Below are 20,119 nucleotides of genomic sequence, written 5' to 3' on the forward strand. Positions count from 1 at the left end.
TCGTCGGCTCGCTCAAGCTGATCGTCAACCACATCTAACCCGGCGCGGCACCTTATTGCCGAGCGCTCGGACTCAGCAGGCAGGCCGCAAGCTCGGTGCGGTTGTGCACGCCGAAGCGTCGGCACAGGTTCGCGACGTGCTCCTTCACGGTCTGATCGGAAATCCCCATCTCGCGGGCGATTTCCTTGTTGGTCTGGCCGCGGCAGACCCGGATGGCGACGTCCGCGGACCGTGGCGGAAGCGATGCCGAGAGCGTCGCCACCGGCGTCGTTGCCGGCTCGGGGACCCGGATTGCGGCAGGATGGGCGTCGATCGCGCCCGCGTTCGTCATGTTGGTCAAAGCGAGCGAGCCGGCCCGACACAGCATCTCCATGCGCTGCCGCGACCGCATCGTGTACGGCGCGTCCGTATCAGTCGTCGCCGTAAACAGCACGCCGACGATCTTCTGCCCGCACCACAACGGTCCGCCCATGTTGTATGCAAAGCCCCACTCGTGCAGCATCTCGAAGGACGGACTGTGCCGCCATTGCTGCGGACCGATCACCGTTTCGCCGTCGACCGCGCGGCCTTGGGTCATGATGCAGTCGAGCACGGGGTCGCGCTTCCAGAAGCCGGCCCTGTAATTGTCGAGCAGGCCTTCTGCGACGTGCCGGCTGTAGACCAGTTCCGGTTCGAGCCCGTCGAGCAAATAGAGGCCGACGGTCGGCGATCCCGTCAATTCCGTGATCGCCGAGCAGCAGGCAATGCCAAGGGCGCGCACCGAGCGGCTCTCGGCGATGGACATCAGCCGATCTGCGAGCTGGCGCTCGGGCAGACCATCCAAATGCTCCTGCTCGGCTCTCACCGCCACTCCTCGCGCGAACGCGCGGTGCCCTCGGACACGCGCGCGTCATTGCCGATTGTTATAGGCTTAAAATTTCTGCCTCACCTGACCTTTGGTCAAGCGAAAAGAAGCGGCAAAACATGGCTCTCCCGGCCCAGCTTTGCGGCAGAGCAGCATGGCCAACCCCCCCCATGATGGGGGATTGCTGCTTTAGCCGCCTCATCTCTAGCATCCTGGCCATCGGGATCGCGTAACGACGTTCGCGCGGTTCCGACGGGGACATCTCGACACCAACGCGAGCCGTTCGTCGCGCGCACCAACAGTCTTTGGCCGTGTGAGCGGAGTCTTGCCCGCAAGCGGCGTGTTCCGCCCGACCCAGATCTTCGCGTCCAGCAGCGTTTCGCGAAGAACCAACAGCCCGACGTGGAGACACCGACCATGAGCCCTTCCGTGCAACTCGCCGTAAAACCTTCCGCGACCCCGACGGTGGCCGAGTTCCATGCGCGCCTCGACGCGCTGCTACCGCTGGTCGAATCCAGGGCCGCGGAGGCCGAGGCACAGGGCTATCTGACTGACGATGTGGTGGCGGCGCTGCGCAAGGCCGGCATCTACACCATGCTGTTCCCCAAGGAGGTCGGCGGCGCCGAGCTTCTGCCTTACGACGCCATGACCGTGATCGAGCGGCTCGCTTACGCACACGCCTCCGCCGGCTGGTGCGTCATCGGCAACAACATGGAAGGCACGACGCTCGCCATCTACATCGAGGACGAAGGCATCAAGAAAGTCTTCGCGGGCGGGCCCGACATTACGATTGCCGGCAACGGCGTGCCGCGCGGCTTCGCCCGACCGGTCGATGGCGGTTACATGATCCGCGGTAACTGGGCCTATGGCAGCGGCATTCAGCACGCCGAGTGGGTCCATTCAGGCTGCTTCGTCACCGACGCATCCGGCAAAGACATGGTGTTCGGCCCGAACGGCCAGCCCAAGATCGTCGTCACCCACCATCCGCGCGCGACCATCAAGTTGATGGGCAATTGGGACGTGCTCGGCCTGCGCGCGACGGGAAGTTTCGACTACACTTTGAGCGAGGGCGACGAGCTGTTCGTACCCACGGACATGACCTACGATTTTGACATTGGCGCGCCGCGCCGAGGTGGCGTGCAGGGTGCGCTGGGACTGGCGGGCTACAGCGCCTGGGCGCATTCCGCCTGGGCCGTCGGTGTCGGCCGCCGCATGCTCGACGAACTCGTCAAGGTGATCGTCCAGCGCCAGGATCCATTCGGCAAGTCGCGCGACAGCGCGAGCTTCAAGTTCCAGTTTGCGCAGGCCGAAGCTCGTTTCCGCGCAGCACGTGCGTTGGTCCACGAAACCTGGAAGGACGTCTCGGAGACTTGCGCCGGCGGCGAAAGTCCGTCGCTGGAGCAGATGACGATGATCAAGCTGTCACTGCGCCACGTCCACGACGTTCTGTCGGATGTCGCCACCTTCGCGCATCGCGCCGCGCGCGGCGCCTCGCTGCACAACACGCCGATGCAGCGGTTCTATCGCGACATCCATTCGGGCACGCAGCACATCCTGATGGCCGACCAGATCGTCGAAGAGTGCGGCCGCGCGCTGCTCGGCCTCCCCGGCCCTGGTGCGCAATGGACGGTCTTCGGGGTGACGGGCTGAGCAAGCGACCAGACACGAGGGCGTCGAGGTGAGGACATCCCGCATCGTTGGCTTCTGCGGCAATAGTTGGCGCCCGGCGAAGTCGCGCATGCTGGTGGAAGCCGTCGCTGCCGATCTTCAGGCGCAGCATGGACTGAAGACCACCGTCCTCGACCTTGTCGATGCCGGTTGCGGCATCGCCGGCTTCACCCGGACCGCACTCGATGACAATGCGCGCGCCGTCGTCGAGGCCATCGAACAAGCCGATGGCCTCGTGATCGGATGCCCGGTGTTCCAGGGCTCTTATCCCGGATTGTTCAAGCACGTATTCGACTTGATCGAACCCAGCGTGCTGCGCAACCGCCCGGTGCTGCTGACCGCGGTCGGCGGCGGCCTGCGCCACTCGCTGGTGGTCGAGCACCAGCTCCGCCCGCTGTTCGGCTTCTTCGAAGCCTGCACCGTTTCGACGGCGATCTACGCCAGCAGCGGCGAGATCGTACCGGGCGAGCCGCTCGCACCAATGACGGCCGCGCGGCTCGCCAACGCCGTCGAACAATTCGCCTCACTTCTCAGCGGTCGCCAGGAAGCCGCCGCATGACTCACCAACGCCCGGCTCTGCCGCCTTCAACCGGAGACGACCATGCTTGATACCGTCAAACCCTCGCCCGATCTCACCGGCTTCTCCCGCGCGGAACATACGATCAACGGCGTGCGGACCGTCGTTCACAGCATCGGAAGCGGCCCCGTGCTGGTGTTCCTGCACGGCACCGGCACCTTCACCGGCTTCGAGATGGCGCGCGATTGGGCGAAGCGGCACACGGTCATCATCCCCTATCATGCGGGCTTTGGCGACTCCGGCGACTCCGAGACGATCGACACGGTCGAGGATCACGTCCTTCACTACATGGATCTGTTCGACAAGCTTGGCCTTGAGCAGTTCGACCTCGCCGGGTTCTCGCTCGGCGGATGGCTTGCCGCGGAGTTCGCGATCCGTCAGCGGCATCGGGTCCGCAAGCTGGTGCTGGTTGCGCCCGCCGGTCTTGTCGTCGGAAGCGCGCCTGCGCCCGGATTGTTCGAGATCGCACCGCAAGAACTGCCAGCCTATCTCGCGCACGATCCGGCCGCGGCACTCCGTTACTTTCCCAAGGCGCCCGATCCGGCCTTCGACGCCCGCCTTGGACGCGAGGTCACGGGCTTTGCCAAGCTAATCCGCAGCGAACCGCAGGGCAATCCCAAGCTCGCGCACTGGCTGCATCGGATCACGATGCCGACGCTAGTGCTCTGGGGGGCCGCAGATCGTTTGCGCCCAACCGCCCAGGCAGATGCCTGGAAAGCAGGGCTCCCCGACGCACGCGTGACGCTGGTGCCGGCGACCGGTCATCTCGTGTTCGAGGAAACGCCGTCTTCCGCACACTACGTCACCGATTTTCTCGCCGATTGATCCGCACACAACAGAGGACACCACCATGATCGAGATGCCTCCGGGCGTGACCCCTGCCAAAGAAGGCTTTGGCAACGTCATCTGGAACATTCTGGGCCAGACCTACACGCTGAAGCAGCATTCCGAGGCGTCGATGGCCTGGCATGCCGTGTTTCCGGATGGCACCTTCGTGCCGCCGCACGTGCATCCGACTCAGGATGAATTCGTCTATGTGCTGAGCGGCCGCTACGACCTCTGGCTCGACGGCAAGGACTTTGTCGCCAAGGCCGGCGACCTCGTCCGCATGCCCAAGGGCATCCCCCATGGCATTTTCAACAAGTCGGGTGAAACCGCCACCAGCCTGTTCTGGGTCGCACCGACGCGGTCGCTGAAAGAGCTGTTCGAGCGCATCCACAATCTCCCCGATCCGCAGGAGGTCGTGCGACGTGCCGCCGAACACGAGGTCAACTTCCTGCCGCCGCCCGCCTGAGGCCACGCCGATTCCGTCGACACGTAAACCGCGAGAACCGATGATGACCATGCTGACAACAACTTGGACGTCCATCTCCGAGAACGACCGCCGTCGGATAGCCCGGTGGCAAAAAGGCATGCTGGCCCTCGCCATCCTCTGCGAGATCTTTCTCGCCGCCGACTGGTATGCCTTCGCGGCCGTACTGCCCTTCGTCTCCGAGAGCCTCAAGCTCAATCCCGCCGAGGCCGGGCTTGCGCAAGGCATCTTTGCGCTGACCTACGGTATCGGCATGGTGGTGTGGTCTCCGGTCAGCCGGTCGATGACGGCGCGCAACATGCTGCTGATCGGGCTTGCGGGCACTGGTATCGGCATGGTGCTCCAGGTGTTCGTACAAAGCTACACACAGCTCTTGATGCTCCGGCTCGTGATCGGCTTCTTCGACGCCGGCATCTTCATCGGCAACATGAAGCTGATCTTCGGCTGGTTTCCGCAAAGTCGGCGTGGCTCGGTGGTAGGCATCATCCTCGCCGCCTACAGCCTCGCCATCACCATGGATTTCGCGCTCGGCATTCCCCTGACGATTGCGACCGGTTGGCGGACCTTCTTCGCCGTGCTGGCAATCGGCACGCTGCTCGTTGCAGCCGTCGACGCACTCGTCGTCCGCAACAATCCGCGCGAGCTCGGCATCGACGGTTTCACCTGGGGCAACGAAACACCGCAGGAGCACCTGCCGCTCGGTGAGATCTTCCGCTCGAAATGGATCGCGGTCGGCGGCTTCGGCATCGTGGCCTGCACCTTCGCGATCGCCGGCACCGCCACCTGGGTGGTGCCGGCCTTCATCACAGTACAGCACATGCCGCCGGAAGCCGGCGCTGTCATTGGCACCGTCATGGGGTTGTCGCAGGTGCTATTCCTGGTGATTGGCGGCTACATGTCCGATCGACTCGGCAAGCCCTTCATGATCAAACTCACCGCATGTCTCGCTTTCCTGACCGCGCTGATGTTCCTGTGGAGCGTGGTCACACCGATGTCGTTCTCGATGCTGGTGCTGTTTGCAGCACTCAGCGGTATCGCGCTTCTCGGCGGCGGCGCTATCTTCGCCCTGCTCAGCGAAAAATACTCCGACGCGCTCGCACCGGCCGCGATTGGATACGCCGAGGTATTTGGCATCTTCTCGGCCTTCGTGGCGCCCTGGATGATGGGCGCGATCATCAACGCCTCGGCCGGCTCGTTCACCGGCGCCTTCATTGCTTTCGCGGTGGTCGAGCTCATCATCGTCGGCCTTTTGATGATCCTCGCCCGCGAGGACGTCAGTCAGGGCGCGGTGGTCGGAAGCCCCGCGGAATAAGATGCAGCGATCAAGGGCACGGGGCTGAAGCCCGTGCCCTTGGGACCTCGACAAAGGTCCATCTTTTGGGAAATCAGGCGCCCTCACCTTGTCCGCGGCGGGCAAGAGTGGCAATCTCGCATGCAAGTGCCCCAAGAGACCCCGTCATGCCGCGCGCGAGCGCCAAATCGCTTCCCCAGCTCAGTCTGCGCATCGACCTCGATGGCGAGGATCGGATCGGGCCCGGCAAGATCGAGCTTTTGGAGCAGATCCGCGAGCAAGGCTCGATCTCGGCGGCCGGCCGCGCCATGGACATGTCCTACAAGCGTGCCTGGGATCTCGTGGACGAGATCAACCGCATTTGCGGACATCCCGCGGTCGAGCCGCAGGCCGGCGGCAAGAACGGCGGCGGCGCGATGCTCACTCCCTTCGGCGAAAAGCTTGTCGCGCGCTACCGCAAGATCGAACGCGACGCCGCCCGCGCCGTGCACAAGGAGCTGGAAGCGCTCAAGAGCGACATCGGCCGTTCGCGGAAATCGTGAACGGACGGGCGCGCATCCTGGCGGCTCGCTATCGCATCCAGCGTGGCAGGGGCAGATTTTTCTTGCGCAGGAATTCCGGGTTGAACAGCTTGGATTGATAGCGCTGTCCGCCATCCGCGAGGATGGTCACGATGGTTTTGCCTGGACCGAGGTCGCGCGCAAGTCGCATGGCTCCAACGATATTGATCGCGCTTGAGCCCCCCAGCACCAGTCCTTCATGCTCGATCAGGTCGAACAGAACGGGCAGCGCTTCCTCGTCCGTAATCTGATATGCCGCATCGATGGGCGTGCCTTCCAGGTTCCTGGTGACACGGACTTGCCCGATCCCTTCGGTGATGGAGTCTCCTTCCGTCGTGAGCTCGCCTTTGGTGAACCAATTATAGAGCGCGGCCCCCATGGGATCGCTGAGCGCGATCTTGATGCCGGGATTTCGCTCCTTGAGGGCCCGCGCGATCCCACCCAAGGTACCGCCGCTCCCGACGGCACATGTGAAGCCGTCGATTCTTCCAGCCGTCTGCTGCCAAATCTCAGGACCGGTCGTGCGATAGTGGCCCTCCCGATTGGCGACGTTATCGAACTGATTGGCCCAGAAAGCACCGAGCTCCTCGGCGAGCTGACCGGAATAGCGCGCGTAATGACCCGGATTGGAATAGGGTACGGCCGGCACCAGGCGCAGGTCGGCACCGCACAGCCGCAACATGTCCTTCTTCTCCTGACTTTGCGTGTCAGGCATCACGATCACGCTTCGATAGCCGCGTGCATTCGCCACGAGCGCTATGCCGATTCCGACATTGCCGGCCGTTCCTTCGACGATGACGCCTCCCGGCCCAAGCTTGCCGCATCGTTCGGCATCGTCGATCATGGCCAGCGCCGCGCGATCCTTGATCGAGCCGCCGGGATTGAGAAATTCGGCCTTGCCATAGATCTCGCAACCCGTGGCCTCCGACGGCATTCGCAGCCTGATCAATGGCGTGTTGCCGATAGCGTCCAGGAAACCCGTTCGAACATCGCTCATCGCTTGCCACCTCTACCCGCCCGCAACTTTAGGCTGGCGAACAGGCAAAGCGATTCTCTAGTTCAGGCGACGCGTGCAACATTTCCGGCGCTCGACCGGCCCAAGCGGCAATTTCATTCTTAGGCGGTGTTTTGTTTGCGCCTTTGGCCCAAGCCGCTAGTTCGGCCGCACCGACATTTCCGGCATCGGCTGGGTCAGCGCTTCGCCGAGCAGGCTCTGCTCGGCTTTCGGGATCGAGAAGCGCACCTTGAAGCCGTCCTCGGTTTGAAGCGTAATGATGCGCTGGGTCGTATCGGTCGCCTGCTCGATCGCCCAGGACGCCAGCGGATAGGCGTAGCGCAGGCTCTGGTCGCCGTAGCGGGCCTTCAGCGCCGCCTCGAGCAGCCCGGGCAGCGTCATGATGAGGGCGCCGACCTGGTTGAGCGAGACACTGACCGCGGCGGGGTTGCCCGCCAGATCCTCGAAGCCCAGCGAGATCGCGCCGCCGTCGGACGCCACCTCGCAGGTCGTGAGCTGCCTCACCTTGATTTCCATCGTCAGTCCCGGAACACGGTTCGCTATATTCATCACGATATATCGATATGTCCACCCGCGTCCAGCCCTGCTTTTCTGGAATTGATCGAACCGGCCGCCATGGTCGGCCCGGCGAAGTCGTGATATATAGTTCGATATAACGAGACCCCGAACGGCCCGTTTCTGCAAGGGAGCGCAAAGCCAATGAGTGACTACAATCTTCTCATCGACGGCAAGATGGTGCCCGGCGACCAGACCATGCCGGTTCTCAATCCCGCGACCGAAGAGGTGCTGGCGCAGTGTCCGCGTGCCTCGAAGGCGCAGCTTGATGCCGCCGTCGCCGCGGCGAAGGCCGCCTTCCCGGCCTGGGCCGCGACCCCGATGGCGGAACGCCGCAAGCTCGTGAACGAGATGGCCGACGTGATCGAGGCCAATTCGGGCGAGCTCGCCCACATCCTCACCAGCGAGCAAGGCAAGCCGCTTGGCGACGCCACCGGCGAGGTCCTCGGCATGGCCGCGTTCTTCCGCTACCTCAGCTCGCTCGAATTGCCGATGAAGGTGATCGAGGATTCCGGTGACCGCAAGGTGGAAGCCTATCGCCGCCCGCTCGGCGTCGTCGGCGCCATCATTCCCTGGAACTATCCGCTGCTCATCCTCAGCTTCAAGCTGCCGTCGGCGCTGCTCGCCGGCAACACGCTGGTGGTGAAGCCGGCGCCGACCACGCCGCTGGCGACCCTGCGCTTCGCCGAGTTGATCAAGGACGTCCTGCCGAAGGGCGTTCTCAACTTCATCACCGACGCCAACGACCTCGGCGGCGAGATGACCAAGCATCCTGATATCCGCAAGATCTCGTTCACCGGCTCTTCCGCCACGGGGCAGAAGGTGATGGCGAGCGCGGCGCAGACGCTCAAGCGCATCACGCTCGAGCTCGGCGGCAACGACGCCGGCATCGTGCTCGACGATGTCGACCCGAAGAAGGTCGCTCCCGGCATCTTCGAGGGCGCGTTCCAGAACTCCGGCCAGGTCTGCCTCGCCATCAAGCGGCTCTACGTCCACGAGTCCGTCTATGACGAGCTCTGCAACGAACTGGTCGCGATCGCCAAGAGCACGGTGGTCGACGACGGCGCCAAGCAGGGCACCAAGCTCGGGCCGCTGCAGAACAAGATGCAGTACGAGAAGGTGAAGACGTTCCTCGAGGACGCCCGCAAGAACGGCAAGGTGGTCGCCGGTGGTTCGGCGATGGACCGCCCCGGCTATTTCATCGAGCCGACCATCGTGCGCGACATCCAGGAAGGCTCCAAGCTGGTCGACGAGGAGCAGTTCGGCCCGGTGCTGCCGCTGATCAAGTATTCCGACAAGAACGACGCGATCCGCCGCGCCAACGCCACCACCTACGGCCTCGGCGCGTCGGTCTGGTCGTCCGACATCAAGCGCGCGCACGAGGTCGCAACGCAGCTCGAGTCCGGCACGGTCTGGATCAACAAGCACCTCGACATGGCCCCGCACATCCCGTTCGGCGGCGCCAAGCAGTCGGGCATCGGCACTGAATTCGCCGAGGAAGGTCTCGCCGAGTTCACACAGCTGCAGATCATCAACGGCCCGCCGGCGGCCTGATCGGAAAACCGGGGCCGCGGCGGAAACGTCGCGGCCCCAATTCTTTGCCGTCAAACGGAGGCCGACCATGTTCGACGCGCAATGCGACCTCGCCGCCCTCGTCTACGAGGCGCATCAGGACCCCGACACGGTCCTGCGCAGCTTCGCGGCGGATCTGAATGCGCGTGGCTGTCGCGTCGTCGGCATGGTTCAGGCCGGCCAATGCGCGGATTCGAGCCTGTCGGCCGTGCTGCTTCACAGCGGCGAGACGCTTCTGCTCGCGCAGGATTTCGATCCGGCCGCCCGCGGCTGCCGTCTCGATCTCGCGCGGCTGCAAAATGCGGGGATGCGGATCGCGGACGCGCTCTCGCATGGCGCCGATCTCGTCATCATCAACCGCTTCGGCAAGCGCGAGCGCGACGGCAAGGGCCTGTCCCATCTGATCGGACGCGCGCTCGACGCCGACATTCCCGTGGTGATCGCGGTTGGCAGAGACCATTTCGCCGACTGGATCAAGTTCGCCGGCGGCATGAGCGTCAGGCTCGGCTGCGAGCGCGACGCGTTGGAGGCGTGGTGGCGGAGCATCTCTACAAGCAACGCGAAGCTTGACGTCGGATCACATCCTACGGTGTGCGAAATTCTGAAGTGAACGATCTGAGCCTGCCGGACTCGCGTACTTGTCCGTGAAGTCCTCACAGCAGCGCGCCGACTTCCCCTGTCGCCGCCGCGCAGGCAGTAGTTTCCCGGAATATGGCCGACGGTCGGGCCTCTGATACGCTTGTGCGGATTAAACCCGCTCACCCCGACATGCCCTGGGATCCCGAAATGCCGGTACGTCGGCTAAAGCCATCGCGCGTCCTCGGCGTCGAGCGCTTCTCGGACTTCGACGAATTTCGCGCCAACGAGGTGCTCGGTCTCGGCACCAGCACGCCGCTCCGTCCGCGGGAATTCTCGCTGTCTCGCGCCATCCTGCCGCTCCGCGACGGGCTCTTCGTGCTCCAGCGCTCCTTTGCACGGCGGTTTGAGGCCGAGATCGGCACGGACAACGGCGTCGGCCTCGTTGTTCCCCTCACCTTTCACTCCATCGCCAATGGCCGCGAGGTCGATAGTTCGATGATCGCCGTCATGCGCGGCAAAGCCCCCGTCAAGGCGATCGAGCATCACCCCAACACTTACCTGATGCTGCGCTTCAACTCGGACATGCGCCATCGCGGCTGGGCGGATTTCGACACCGGCCTCGCCTATGTCCGCACGCAGGACGATCCGATGACGCGCCTGCGCGCGGCTATCGTGGAGATGTTCTCGCTGGCGTCGGCATGCAACGATCCCCGGCAATTCGAGGCGCTCTACCGCCCGATCCAGGAAACGCTGCTCGCCGGCCTCGACGCCACCCTGCTGCCGGCAGGCGCACGCAGCGCCCGCCCCGGTTCATTCGACAAGCACCGCAAGCTGATCGCGCATCTCGACGACGTCGTTGCGCTGTTCGGCAGCAAGCCGCTCTACAGCGACGACCTCGCCGCCGCGCTCGGCGTGTCCGTGCGCACGCTCCAGGTCGCCACCCACGCGGTGCACGGCGTGAGCCTGCACCACTATCTGCGCCTCAAACGGTTGTGGGCCGTTCGCGTCCAGCTCATGACCGGGGGCGATGGCTTGACCGTCAAGGCCGCAGCGCTCGGTAACGGCTTCTGGCATCTGGGCGACTTCTCAAGGAGCTACAGACTGGCCTTCGGCGAAGCGCCGTCCGAGACGCTGGCACGCGGACGGCGTCCGTTGCATCTGGCCATCGGCGCCTGAGAGCGCGGATCGCCCCTCAGGCGTGACCCTTGCGGTGCCCGCTCTCGCTGATGCGGTCGACCCAGGCGATACCGATTGCGGAAATGATGAAGGTCAGGTGGATCAGCACCTGCCACATCACGCCGGACTCGGTGAAATTGCTGCGCGTGGTGCCGAGATTGCCGGCCTCGATGAAGGTCCTGAGCAGCGAGATCGAGGAAATGCCGATGATCGCCATCGCGAGCTTGATCTTCAGCACGCTGGCGTTGACGTGGCTCAGCCATTCCGGCTCGTCAGGATGGCCGTTCAGGTTCAGCCGCGAGACGAAGGTCTCGTAGCCGCCGACGATCACCATGACCAGCAGGTTCGAGATCATGACGACGTCGATCAGTCCGAGCACGACCAGCATGATCTGCTGCTCGCTGGCGTCGAACGAGTGCGCAACCAGGTGCCAGAGCTCTTTCAGGAACAGCAGCACATAGACGCCCTGCGCGACGATGAGGCCGACATAGAGCGGCACTTGCAGCCAGCGCGAGCCAAAGATGAGCTGGGCGAATGGGCCGATTTTCGGTCGCGGCCCGGCGTGCGCCGAAGGTGCTTTGGGTTCAGGCGTCATGGATCACTCCGGATTGCAGGCAGGAATTGTCGCCTCAGAGACTCGCGATGACGGGCGCGAGCTCGAGCGAACCGCGATAGATCATCTCGAAGGCGACGTAAACGATGATGGCGAGACCGACATAGGCGATCCAGCGCTGCTTCTGCAACACCCGGCCGAGCAGATCGGCGGCGACGCCCATCATCGCGACCGACAGCAACAGTCCGAACGCGAGGATGTAGGGATGCTCGCGCGCGGCGCCTGCGACCGCGAGCACATTGTCCAGCGACATCGAGACGTCGGCGGCGACGATCTGCAACGCCGCCTGCCCGAAGGTCTTGCGCGACGCCGGTGCGCTGCCCGCGCTGCCGCCATGGCTCAACGCGAGCTCGGTGTGCGCGGACTGCTCGCGCAGCTCGCGCCACATCTTCCAGCACACCCATAGCAACAGCACGCCGCCGGCGAGCAGCAGGCCGATCACCTGCAGGAGCTGGGTCGCGACGCCGGCGAAGACGATACGCAAGGCTGTGGCGGCGACGATGCCGACGACAATGGCGCGGCGGCGCTGCTCGGCCGGCAGGCCGGCGGCGGCAAGGCCGATGACGACGGCGTTGTCGCCGGCGAGCACGAGGTCGATCAGGATGACCTGGAGCAGCGCGGTCAGCGCGTCGGCGGTGATGAATTCAATCATGATTGATCATTTTTCAATGCGGACGGATCGAGCCATTGCGGCTTCTTCCGCTCGACCCAATCCAGGACCCTGGAGCGCGAGGCGCGCAACGCCGGGACGTCTTCGGCGAGCAGTGCGAGGCCGAGCGGCAGCATCCAGACTCCGAGCACCGGCAGGAAGGAGAGCACGCCGCCAACGATGAGCAGCGCGCCCGAAGGGATCCTCACCCAGCGGCTGGACGGTTTCAGCAGATAGGCGACGGTGTCGCCCATACGCGGCGGCAGGCGGCGGACGAGCTTGTCGAGACGCGGGTCGCCACCGGCCATCTGGCCGGTGGTGCCCCCATTTCCTGTCGTACGCTCGTCCGATGCTGCACTCATGCTCACTCCTGCGTGGCGGCGCGCCGTTCAACGCCTGCGCTGCCCGGCGCCACCGGCTTTGCGCGCGGCAGCACCAGCGTCAGCAGGCGCAACAGCTTGATCGCCTGCACCTCATGGGGATGCACGTCCTCGTCCGCAGTCGCGACGCGCTCCGACAGTTCCAACAAATGGGCCGACAGCGGCAGGTCCGAGACCGGACGCAACGTATCGATCACCACATTGGCAAAGTCGGGCTCCTCGAGCCGTTCCGCCAGTTCGTCAAAAATCGCAAACAGCCGGTCGTCACTCATGTGCGGCGCCAGTCCGCGATCCCTGATGAAGCGGATCACCTCGTCGCGCTCGACCGGCGAAACGCGCCGGTCGGCGACGGCGACGAGCGCGCCGGCAATGATCAACGCGACCGCAGCCTGCTCGTTCAGCCTGGACGGTTCCGTGATCTCGATTTCGGTCGGATTTGAAGTGGCGGCGTCGGACATCGTAGCTCCCTTACGTTGCGAAATGACCGCGCGGAGCTGCGATGGGGACGATTGGGTCGGAGAGAACTCGATAAGGCCCGACGATCGGCCGATCCATCGCATTCGCGCGGGACAGGTCATCCGACATCGCAAGGTTTTGCCGACATTGTCGGCGTCCTCGCCAGAGGGGCCCGGATTCTTGTTCGCTCCAGACATAAAGATGGGTGGGCCGGAATCAAGGCAACAAGACTGCGACCAGCCGCCGCATCGGGTTCCGTGTCAGTGGATCTGGTTAACCAATAGTGCGCGTCTCTTTGTGTCCCGGACGCGCTGCAACGCCCTTCGCGTTGCTGCGCAGAGCCGGGACCCAGAAGGCCACGCATTCCGCCGCAATATGGGCCCCGGCCCAGCAGCGCACCGCCGAAGAGGCGCTGCGCTGCGTCCGGGGCACGAGACCGCCGTTTGACGCGCGTCTCACCTCACGACCTCGACAAGATGCGCGCGCGACGGCGCGGGATCGAACTTCTCGCCGAAATATTGCGTCTCGTGCGCCACCAGTCCTTCGCGAAATTCCATGATGCTGACGACATAGGACGGCACCCCGTCATAGGTCAGCACGAACTCGCTCACCCAGAGATCGCCGCCGCCGACGATCCGGCGGACCGTGAAGCGCTTCTTGTTGGGCTGCACGAACCGGCTTTCCTGAATCGTTCTCCGGCCGCGGATGCGCTCGCCGGACTGCGGATAGTCGAGCACGGCGTCCTCGCGGTAGATGTCATGCTCGGCCTCGAAATCATTCGCGTCCGACGCAGCCCAATGGCGCTGAAGGGCCGCCAGTATCGCCTGATCATCCATCGCGCTCTCCCGTCTTGCGGTGTCTGCTCCCCAGATCGGGGCGCAGACAGCCGGCGACAAGACCGGCTAGCAACGTCTAACAACGACTAACGGGCCAAAATTCCGACATGGATGCAGATTGGCATTGCAGCGACCTGGAATCCGCCAGAGCCGCGCCCGTCACACCGGGGAACCCCATGGCCCGTCTGCTCTCCGTCAACGTCGGCCTGCCGCGCGACATCGCGTGGCAAGGCAAGACCGTTCATACCGGCGTCTGGAAGACGCCCGTCAGTGGTCCGCGCAGGGTGCGCCGGCTCAACATCGACGGCGATGGCCAGGGCGATACCGCCGGTCATGGCGGCGAGCAGCGCGCCGTCTACGTCTACCAGCAGGACTCCTATCAATACTGGCAGGAGCACCTCGGTCGAGCGAACCTCGTCCACGGTCAATTCGGCGAGAATTTTACCGTCGAGGGCCTCGCCGACAGGGACGTCTGCATCGGAGACCGTTACAAAATCGGCTCCGCCCTGTTCGAGGTGACGCAGCCGCGCGTCACCTGCTACCGGCTCGGCATTCGCATGGAGGAGCCGGACATGGCCGCGCTGCTCGTCAGCCACGGCCGGCCCGGCTTCTATTTTCGGGTGATCGAGGAAGGCGACGTTGAGGCCGGCGACGAGATCGTCCGGGTCGCTGACGGCCCCGAACGCATGAGCGTGTCCGAGATCAATGCGCTGCTCTATCTGCCCCCTCACCCGCGTGACCGCCTGGAGCGCGCGCTGAAAATTCCGGCGCTGAGCGGTGGCTGGCGTCATTCCTTCGAGGCGCTGCTCGAGCAGCAGCGCAAGGATGCGACAGCGGGAAACGCCGGGCTCGGCCCGGCATCGAGCCCGCCTCCGGCCTGGCGCGGCTTCCGACCGTTTCGCGTCGCGCGCAAGATCGCCGAAAGCGGCAACGTGACGTCACTGATCCTCGAACCCACAGACGGACATCCCGTCGCCGCCGCCCTGCCCGGGCAATTCGTCGTCGTGCGGCTCGGCACCTCCACGGCACCGGCGATGACGCGCAGCTATTCGCTGTCGAGCCGTTCCGATGCCGCGTCCTGGCGCATCAGCATCAAGCGCGAAGCCCACGGCGCGGCAAGCCAATATGTCGCCGACGAGGTCAAAATTGGCGACGCCGTGCAGATCGGCGCGCCACGCGGAAGTTTCACGCTGCGGCAAGATGCGCGGCCCGTCGTCTTGCTGAGCGCCGGCATCGGCGTAACGCCGGTGCTTGCGATGCTGCACGCCCTCGCCGCGGAAGCATCGACGCGAGAGGTCTGGTGGCTGCACGGCGCCCGCAACGGTCGCGAACATGCGTTCGCCGCCGAGGTGCGCGGGCTGTTGGCTGAGCTGGCCCACCACCACGGCCATGTCTGCTACAGCGCGCCCGATCCGGGCGATCGTCTCGATGTGGATTTCGACTCGATCGGACGTCTGGACCTCCGGGTGCTTCAAACCCTCGGCGTCCCCTCAGACGGCGATTTCTATCTGTGCGGGCCGGCACCGTTCATGACCGATCTCTCGCGCGGGCTTGCCGGACTCGGCATCGCAGCGGATCGCGTTCACACCGAGATGTTCGGCGCGGGACCATCCCTGACACCCGGCATAGCGTCCTCCCCGCAGAAGGGGGCGCACTTGCCGGCCGGCGCAACCGGCCCGGGCCCGATGGTCTCGTTCGCCCGCAGCGGCCTCAATGTCTGCTGGGGACCATCATATGCCAGCCTGCTCGAACTGGCCGAAGCCTGCGACGTTCCCGTGCGCTGGTCGTGCCGCACCGGGGTCTGCCACAACTGCGAGAGCGGGCTCGTGGCCGGATCTGTCAGCTATGCGCCGGATCCGCTCGACGCACCAGCGGACGGCAATGTCCTGATCTGCTGTTCACGGCCCCAGGGCGACGTCGTCATCGATCTGTGAGTGTCGGCACCCACGCCAGACATGCGGGAAGATATGGGAGAGTTCAATGCGACCTGACATGATGCCGGGAGTAACCTTCCCGGATTACGAGCTCAGCGACCACACCGGCAAGCACCGAAAGCTCTCCGAGCTCCAGGGTGGCGATCCGATGGTGCTCGTTCTCGGCCGCGGCGGCTTCTGTCCGAAGGATCGCCGCCAGGCCGAAGGTCTGCTGCAACTCCATCGCGAGATGGAGGTCGGCTATTGCCGGCTGGTCACGATCACCACCGACAACATCACCCAGACCAACGAATATCGCAGCGGCGTCGGGGCGCACTGGCCTTTCCTGTCGGATTCGCGGCGGATCGTTCAGAAGGATCTCGACATCGCCGAATACACCGATCCCGTCCACAATCCGATGATCCCGCATGTCATCGTGCTGGAGCCGGGCCTGCGCGTTCACAAGATCTATAACGGCTATTGGTTCTTCGGACGCCCGACCGTCGAAGAGCTGCGCCAGGATCTCCGAGCCGTCAGCATGAATTGCCGTCCGGACTGGGACATCACCGCGCCCGGGCTGAAGGCCCTCTGGGATCAGGGCCACAAAGAGCATTTTTATCCCTACGGCAAGGCTTACGTCGAAACTCTCGGCGAACGGGACTAGAACCACATTCCGGCATCGTCCGTTCAGACGAATGCCGAGCCAGGAATGTGGATGATCCAGATGAAGACGACTCCCGGCGATCGTGCCGGCCGCATGGGTGCGCGCCAGATCTACGAAGCCCTGAGGGATCAAATTCTGACGCGGGTCTACGGCATCGACGGCCTGCTGCCGTCGTCGCGGGCGCTTGCCGGCGAGATGGGCGTGGCGCGCTCGACCGTGACCGTCGCCTATGAACAGCTCGCCGCCGAAGGTTTTATCGAGACACGCCGTGGCGCGCGGCCGCGCGTTGCCCGCGCCGTCGTCGAACGCGGACGCGCGCGCGCCGCATCGCGGCCCGCGGCGCGCAAGCCGCTTCTGTCGGCCTTCGGCGAGCGGCTGCGATCGGACCCGCCGCGCTGGATCGAGCCGCCGCGCGGGCTCATCGCCAACTTCCGCTATGGCGAGCTCTCGCCGTCGGATTTCCCGGTGCTGGCATGGAAGAAGGCCGTGTCGGCCGCGATGGCGCGCAAGCCCGAGCGGCTGGCCTATGACGACCCCTGCGGTGCGCTGCGGCTGCGGACCGCGCTTCAGGGCTATCTGTGGCGATCGCGCAGCGTCCGCTGCGAGATCGATCAGATCGTTGTCGTGAACGGCTCGCAGCAGGGGCTCGACATCTGCGCGCGCCTCCTGCTCGACGCCGGCGACCGCTTCGTGATGGAGGATCCCGGCTACCAGATGGCGCGGCACACGCTCGCGGCGACGGGCGCCGAGACGGTGCCGATCCCCGTTGACGCGGACGGACTGGAGACAGCGCGGCTCGACGGCATCGAGGCCCGGCTCGCCTATGTGACTCCGTCGCATCAATATCCGCTCGGCGGCGTCATGCCGATCGGACGCCGGCACCAATTGCTCGCCTGGGCACGCAAGCACGACGCCTACGTGATCGAGGACGATTACGACAGCGAGTATCGCTACGACACCAAGCCGATCCCGCCGCTGCATGCGCTGGAGGGCAGCGACAACGTGATCTATCTCGGCACCGTCTCCAAGACGCTCTCCCCGACCTTGCGGATCGGCTACCTGGTCGTGCCCGCCGGGCTGCGATCCCCGTTCGCGGCCGCCAAGCAGATCATGGACCGGCACACGCCGCTGATCGAACAGCACGCTCTCGCTTCGATGCTCGAAAGCGGCGCCTATGACAGCCACGTCAGGCGCGTGCGCCGGCGCAACGCCGAGCGCCAGCAGGCACTGATCGGCGCGTTGCGCCGCCGGTTCGGAGATCGTGTCCGGATCGAGGGCACGGCGGCGGGCCTGCACGTCGTGGCGTGGCTCGACGATCTGCCGCAGAAGCGCGAGGATGCATTGATCCAGGCGGCTCGCGCGAAGGGCGTCGGCATCTATCCCGTCTCTGCGTTGTTGGTCGGCCCAAGCCGGACGCCAGGCCGGACGCGGAAGACCGTCGGTCTCGTCATGGGCTATTCGGCGCTGGAGATCGCGCAGATCGAGAGAGGCTGCAAGCTCCTCGCCCAGGCCGCCGCCGAACTGGACTGATCAAATTATAGGAAACTGGCCGTTTTGCATAGGCCAGATTCCGGTTATCTCCGCATCGAGAACGGAGACACGCCATGTACATCCCGCCCGCCTTCAAGGACGACGACATCGAGAGCATCCGCGCGACCATCCGCGGTGCGCGCCTCGCCAGCCTGGTGACGGCCACCGCCGAGGGCCCGGTCGCAACGCCCCTGCCGCTCTTCCTCGACGAGAGCGAAGGCGGGCACGGCGTGCTCTATGGGCATGTCGCCAGGGCCAACCCGCAATGGAAGCTGCCGCCGATCGGCGATGCGCTCGCCATCTTCAACGGCCCCGACGCCTATGTGACGCCGTCCTGGTATGCGACCAAGCAGGAGACCGGCAAGGTAGTCCCGACCTGGAATTACGTCGCCGTGCACGCCTACGGCCCGGTGGAATTTTTCCAGGAGCCGGAGCGCCTGCTCGAGGCCGTGACGCGGCTGACCAAAAAGCACGAAGGCGCGCGCGCAAAGCCGTGGGCGGTCAGTGACGCGCCCGCTGACTTCATCGCCGCGCAGCTGCGAGGGATCGTCGGCGTGCGCATCCCCGTGGTGCGGTTCGAAGGTAAGCGCAAGATGAGCCAGAACCGCCCTGAGGCCGATCGGGTCGGCGTCGCGCAGGGTCTCGCCGCAAGCGAGAACCACGGCGATCGCGAGGTCGCAGCGCTGATCCCGCTGCCAACCTGAGTCAGCTTGCGCAGGAATGCGCGACGACGCGCTCGCCCCTGACAACGGCTTCCGCCAGTTTGCGCCCGACGTCACCGAAATCCGATAGGGCAAGATAGCCTTGCGCGTAGGCTTCCTGCGTCAGGCGTTCGAAGCGCTTGTCGTCTCCGGTCGACCATTGCTTGGCGATGTAGTCTGCCCCGGCTTTCCCGAAAATCTTGGGGTAGTGTTCCATGTCGTTCTGACGACGATAGTAGTAGTAGTCGATATGGGCGACGAATTGCTTCCGCCCCTCTCCCGCGCAACGCGATCCATAAGGGCGCTCGAACGCCAGAGCGGTTTCGCGGCGCAAGCCTGCGCGACCGTCCACGAAGATCTCTTCGTTGGAGCCATAACCCGGACCATCGACCGGTGCTGCTGGTTGCTGGGCCGTCTTCTGCGGAGCGAATGCCCAGGCGGCGACCTGCCAGATGACAAGCGCCCAGACGATGAACCAGGCGCGGCTCATTTGAAGCTCGCCGACGCCTGCTGCCGTGGCAGGCATACCGGAGACGGATCAAACAACATACCAGGCCCGGTGAACCAGAGAACGACGTCGCGGATATCCTCCGGGAAGTCTTCCTTGACGATGCCCTTTTGTTTGAACGCCTCGGCCAGCTGCGCCTTGACGCGAACGTCCAGCGGCGTGGAATACGCGGCGTTCGCCCGATCGCGCTTCTCTTCGCTGCAGAACATGCCCATTCTCGGATTTGGGCAGTCGTAGATCTTCACCCAGCCCCGCGCATAGGCCTCCGTAGCCGCCCTCAGGTTCGCCTTCATGGTGTCGTCGCACGGCGACATCGCGTAAGCGGTGCTTGCCTGCAATGCGTCCATCCGCAGTGCGTCTTGCTTCGGGTCCTTGTCGCTTTGCAGGGTGTGCTCCGCTTCCCAATCCTTCCGCTGCTTGGCCTTTGAATGCTCATCGCCGAACGAGGAACTGAGCGTGGGCCTCAATTCACCGACCAGCGAAACGTGCGACACCGGAAATCCGCGCATCGCCCAGGAGACGCCCACGAACGTGGAGACGAACGCCATGCAGGTGAAAAGAACAAATCGGCTCATGATGCGCACTCAAAATTCGCGCGCAACCTAACCGTGTCGGCGTTAAGAGATGGATTAATGCGCGGGTTCCCGCAATGCAGGGTAAATGAACGTCTAAAACACGCCGCAGAAATGATCCGGACTTTGCAGAACACATCGCCTGGAA

The 20,119-nt window shown here is 64.7% G+C and carries 23 protein-coding genes; 13 read left to right on the plus strand and 10 right to left on the minus strand.

Annotation, left to right across the window (positions count from 1 at the left end):
• Window positions 1-52: 52 nt before the first annotated feature.
• Window positions 53-844, minus strand: coding sequence for a LuxR C-terminal-related transcriptional regulator (locus tag CT676_RS09150; protein WP_135214413.1), 792 nt, complete (start codon window positions 842-844; stop codon window positions 53-55).
• Window positions 845-1,261: 417 nt separating this feature from the next.
• Between CT676_RS09150 and CT676_RS09155 the strand changes: the two genes are divergently transcribed.
• The 6 genes from CT676_RS09155 (at window position 1,262) to CT676_RS09180 (ending at window position 6,234) form a co-directional block, all read left to right on the plus strand.
• Window positions 1,262-2,494 (plus strand): acyl-CoA dehydrogenase family protein, encoded by a 1,233-nt coding sequence (locus tag CT676_RS09155; RefSeq protein WP_085404940.1) that lies wholly within the window; start codon window positions 1,262-1,264, stop codon window positions 2,492-2,494.
• A 28-nt stretch (window positions 2,495-2,522) separates the two neighbouring features.
• Complete coding sequence (locus CT676_RS09160; protein ID WP_071915146.1) at window positions 2,523-3,071, plus strand: NAD(P)H-dependent oxidoreductase; 549 nt, start codon at window positions 2,523-2,525, stop codon at window positions 3,069-3,071.
• Between the two features lie 42 nt (window positions 3,072-3,113).
• Entirely contained in the window at window positions 3,114-3,914 is an 801-nt protein-coding gene (locus CT676_RS09165) for an alpha/beta hydrolase (protein WP_085404846.1), read from the plus strand.
• Window positions 3,915-3,939: 25 nt separating this feature from the next.
• The gene (locus tag CT676_RS09170; RefSeq protein ID WP_028159377.1) at window positions 3,940-4,383 is read left to right on the plus strand and encodes a cupin domain-containing protein; all 444 of its coding nucleotides are present in this window, start codon (window positions 3,940-3,942) and stop codon (window positions 4,381-4,383) included.
• Window positions 4,384-4,501: 118 nt separating this feature from the next.
• Entirely contained in the window at window positions 4,502-5,713 is a 1,212-nt protein-coding gene (locus tag CT676_RS09175) for an MFS transporter (protein ID WP_085404941.1), read from the plus strand.
• Window positions 5,714-5,859: 146 nt separating this feature from the next.
• Window positions 5,860-6,234, plus strand: a complete 375-nt coding sequence (locus CT676_RS09180) for a winged helix-turn-helix domain-containing protein (RefSeq protein ID WP_085404847.1) — start codon at window positions 5,860-5,862, stop codon at window positions 6,232-6,234.
• A 28-nt stretch (window positions 6,235-6,262) separates the two neighbouring features.
• Here CT676_RS09180 and CT676_RS09185 read toward each other — a convergent pair whose 3' ends face one another.
• Both CT676_RS09185 and CT676_RS09190 read right to left on the minus strand, forming a co-directional pair.
• Window positions 6,263-7,249 (minus strand): cysteine synthase A, encoded by a 987-nt coding sequence (locus tag CT676_RS09185; RefSeq protein WP_085404848.1) that lies wholly within the window; start codon window positions 7,247-7,249, stop codon window positions 6,263-6,265.
• Window positions 7,250-7,405: 156 nt separating this feature from the next.
• Window positions 7,406-7,783 carry a hypothetical protein gene (locus CT676_RS09190; RefSeq protein WP_028159380.1) on the minus strand — a complete coding sequence of 126 codons (378 nt, stop codon included), beginning with the start codon at window positions 7,781-7,783 and terminating at the stop codon, window positions 7,406-7,408.
• Between the two features lie 183 nt (window positions 7,784-7,966).
• Here CT676_RS09190 and CT676_RS09195 point away from each other — a divergent pair, with 183 nt between their 5' ends.
• From CT676_RS09195 to CT676_RS09205, 3 genes are all read left to right on the plus strand, one after another.
• Window positions 7,967-9,376 carry an aldehyde dehydrogenase family protein gene (locus CT676_RS09195; protein ID WP_085404849.1) on the plus strand — a complete coding sequence of 470 codons (1,410 nt, stop codon included), beginning with the start codon at window positions 7,967-7,969 and terminating at the stop codon, window positions 9,374-9,376.
• 67 nt (window positions 9,377-9,443) lie between these two features.
• Window positions 9,444-10,004 (plus strand): DUF2478 domain-containing protein, encoded by a 561-nt coding sequence (locus tag CT676_RS09200; protein ID WP_085404850.1) that lies wholly within the window; start codon window positions 9,444-9,446, stop codon window positions 10,002-10,004.
• A 176-nt stretch (window positions 10,005-10,180) separates the two neighbouring features.
• Window positions 10,181-11,149, plus strand: a complete 969-nt coding sequence (locus CT676_RS09205; protein WP_167767998.1) for a helix-turn-helix domain-containing protein — start codon at window positions 10,181-10,183, stop codon at window positions 11,147-11,149.
• A 16-nt stretch (window positions 11,150-11,165) separates the two neighbouring features.
• Here the strand turns inward: CT676_RS09205 and CT676_RS09210 are convergent, their stop codons facing one another.
• From CT676_RS09210 to CT676_RS09230, 5 genes are all read right to left on the minus strand, one after another.
• The gene (locus tag CT676_RS09210; protein ID WP_085404852.1) at window positions 11,166-11,744 is read right to left on the minus strand and encodes a TIGR00645 family protein; all 579 of its coding nucleotides are present in this window, start codon (window positions 11,742-11,744) and stop codon (window positions 11,166-11,168) included.
• A 34-nt stretch (window positions 11,745-11,778) separates the two neighbouring features.
• Window positions 11,779-12,414 carry a TerC family protein gene (locus CT676_RS09215; RefSeq protein ID WP_085404853.1) on the minus strand — a complete coding sequence of 212 codons (636 nt, stop codon included), beginning with the start codon at window positions 12,412-12,414 and terminating at the stop codon, window positions 11,779-11,781.
• Entirely contained in the window at window positions 12,411-12,773 is a 363-nt protein-coding gene (locus CT676_RS09220) for a hypothetical protein (RefSeq protein ID WP_085404854.1), read from the minus strand. Before CT676_RS09220 ends, CT676_RS09215 begins: the two co-directional genes overlap by 4 nt.
• 2 nt (window positions 12,774-12,775) lie before the next feature.
• Window positions 12,776-13,249 carry a TerB family tellurite resistance protein gene (locus tag CT676_RS09225; protein ID WP_085404855.1) on the minus strand — a complete coding sequence of 158 codons (474 nt, stop codon included), beginning with the start codon at window positions 13,247-13,249 and terminating at the stop codon, window positions 12,776-12,778.
• Between the two features lie 453 nt (window positions 13,250-13,702).
• A complete protein-coding gene (locus tag CT676_RS09230; RefSeq protein ID WP_085404856.1) occupies window positions 13,703-14,083 on the minus strand; it encodes a nuclear transport factor 2 family protein in 381 nt (126 codons plus the stop codon).
• 176 nt (window positions 14,084-14,259) lie between these two features.
• Between CT676_RS09230 and CT676_RS09235 the strand changes: the two genes are divergently transcribed.
• From CT676_RS09235 to CT676_RS09250, 4 genes are all read left to right on the plus strand, one after another.
• Window positions 14,260-16,017, plus strand: coding sequence for an MOSC and FAD-binding oxidoreductase domain-containing protein (locus tag CT676_RS09235; protein WP_085404857.1), 1,758 nt, complete (start codon window positions 14,260-14,262; stop codon window positions 16,015-16,017).
• 46 nt (window positions 16,018-16,063) lie between these two features.
• The gene (locus CT676_RS09240; protein WP_085404858.1) at window positions 16,064-16,660 is read left to right on the plus strand and encodes a redoxin domain-containing protein; all 597 of its coding nucleotides are present in this window, start codon (window positions 16,064-16,066) and stop codon (window positions 16,658-16,660) included.
• Between the two features lie 51 nt (window positions 16,661-16,711).
• Window positions 16,712-18,190 carry a PLP-dependent aminotransferase family protein gene (locus CT676_RS09245; RefSeq protein ID WP_085404942.1) on the plus strand — a complete coding sequence of 493 codons (1,479 nt, stop codon included), beginning with the start codon at window positions 16,712-16,714 and terminating at the stop codon, window positions 18,188-18,190.
• 74 nt (window positions 18,191-18,264) lie between these two features.
• Window positions 18,265-18,894, plus strand: a complete 630-nt coding sequence (locus CT676_RS09250; protein ID WP_085404859.1) for an FMN-binding negative transcriptional regulator — start codon at window positions 18,265-18,267, stop codon at window positions 18,892-18,894.
• Window position 18,895: 1 nt separating this feature from the next.
• Here CT676_RS09250 and CT676_RS09255 read toward each other — a convergent pair whose 3' ends face one another.
• Together CT676_RS09255 and CT676_RS09260 are read right to left on the minus strand one after the other, a co-directional pair.
• Complete coding sequence (locus CT676_RS09255; protein ID WP_085404860.1) at window positions 18,896-19,381, minus strand: hypothetical protein; 486 nt, start codon at window positions 19,379-19,381, stop codon at window positions 18,896-18,898.
• Entirely contained in the window at window positions 19,378-19,974 is a 597-nt protein-coding gene (locus CT676_RS09260; RefSeq protein ID WP_224581006.1) for a hypothetical protein, read from the minus strand. The genes CT676_RS09255 and CT676_RS09260 overlap by 4 nt, the downstream gene beginning before the upstream one ends.
• Window positions 19,975-20,119 lie beyond the last annotated feature (145 nt).

The sequence above is a fragment of the Bradyrhizobium sp. MOS001 genome, assembly GCF_004634465.1.
GTDB classification, from domain to species: Bacteria; Pseudomonadota; Alphaproteobacteria; order Rhizobiales; family Xanthobacteraceae; genus Bradyrhizobium; species Bradyrhizobium barranii.

What these genes read in the sequence shown, in the direction of transcription:
- CT676_RS09155 (WP_085404940.1), top strand. Translation starts at nt 1,262, where the DNA reads ATGAGCCCTTCCGTGCAACTCGCCGTAAAACCTTCCGCGACCCCGACG.
- CT676_RS09165 (WP_085404846.1), top strand. Translation starts at nt 3,114, where the DNA reads ATGCTTGATACCGTCAAACCCTCGCCCGATCTCACCGGCTTCTCCCGC.
- CT676_RS09170 (WP_028159377.1), top strand. Translation starts at nt 3,940, where the DNA reads ATGATCGAGATGCCTCCGGGCGTGACCCCTGCCAAAGAAGGCTTTGGC.
- CT676_RS09175 (WP_085404941.1), top strand. Translation starts at nt 4,502, where the DNA reads ATGCTGGCCCTCGCCATCCTCTGCGAGATCTTTCTCGCCGCCGACTGG.
- CT676_RS09180 (WP_085404847.1), top strand. Translation starts at nt 5,860, where the DNA reads ATGCCGCGCGCGAGCGCCAAATCGCTTCCCCAGCTCAGTCTGCGCATC.
- CT676_RS09185 (WP_085404848.1), bottom strand. Translation starts at nt 7,249, where the DNA reads ATGAGCGATGTTCGAACGGGTTTCCTGGACGCTATCGGCAACACGCCA.
- CT676_RS09190 (WP_028159380.1), bottom strand. Translation starts at nt 7,783, where the DNA reads ATGGAAATCAAGGTGAGGCAGCTCACGACCTGCGAGGTGGCGTCCGAC.
- CT676_RS09195 (WP_085404849.1), top strand. Translation starts at nt 7,967, where the DNA reads ATGAGTGACTACAATCTTCTCATCGACGGCAAGATGGTGCCCGGCGAC.
- CT676_RS09200 (WP_085404850.1), top strand. Translation starts at nt 9,444, where the DNA reads ATGTTCGACGCGCAATGCGACCTCGCCGCCCTCGTCTACGAGGCGCAT.
- CT676_RS09205 (WP_167767998.1), top strand. Translation starts at nt 10,181, where the DNA reads ATGCCGGTACGTCGGCTAAAGCCATCGCGCGTCCTCGGCGTCGAGCGC.
- CT676_RS09210 (WP_085404852.1), bottom strand. Translation starts at nt 11,744, where the DNA reads ATGACGCCTGAACCCAAAGCACCTTCGGCGCACGCCGGGCCGCGACCG.
- CT676_RS09215 (WP_085404853.1), bottom strand. Translation starts at nt 12,414, where the DNA reads ATGATTGAATTCATCACCGCCGACGCGCTGACCGCGCTGCTCCAGGTC.
- CT676_RS09220 (WP_085404854.1), bottom strand. Translation starts at nt 12,773, where the DNA reads ATGAGTGCAGCATCGGACGAGCGTACGACAGGAAATGGGGGCACCACC.
- CT676_RS09225 (WP_085404855.1), bottom strand. Translation starts at nt 13,249, where the DNA reads ATGTCCGACGCCGCCACTTCAAATCCGACCGAAATCGAGATCACGGAA.
- CT676_RS09230 (WP_085404856.1), bottom strand. Translation starts at nt 14,083, where the DNA reads ATGGATGATCAGGCGATACTGGCGGCCCTTCAGCGCCATTGGGCTGCG.
- CT676_RS09235 (WP_085404857.1), top strand. Translation starts at nt 14,260, where the DNA reads ATGGCCCGTCTGCTCTCCGTCAACGTCGGCCTGCCGCGCGACATCGCG.
- CT676_RS09240 (WP_085404858.1), top strand. Translation starts at nt 16,064, where the DNA reads ATGCGACCTGACATGATGCCGGGAGTAACCTTCCCGGATTACGAGCTC.
- CT676_RS09245 (WP_085404942.1), top strand. Translation starts at nt 16,712, where the DNA reads ATGATCCAGATGAAGACGACTCCCGGCGATCGTGCCGGCCGCATGGGT.
- CT676_RS09250 (WP_085404859.1), top strand. Translation starts at nt 18,265, where the DNA reads ATGTACATCCCGCCCGCCTTCAAGGACGACGACATCGAGAGCATCCGC.
- CT676_RS09255 (WP_085404860.1), bottom strand. Translation starts at nt 19,381, where the DNA reads ATGAGCCGCGCCTGGTTCATCGTCTGGGCGCTTGTCATCTGGCAGGTC.
- CT676_RS09260 (WP_224581006.1), bottom strand. Translation starts at nt 19,974, where the DNA reads ATGAGCCGATTTGTTCTTTTCACCTGCATGGCGTTCGTCTCCACGTTC.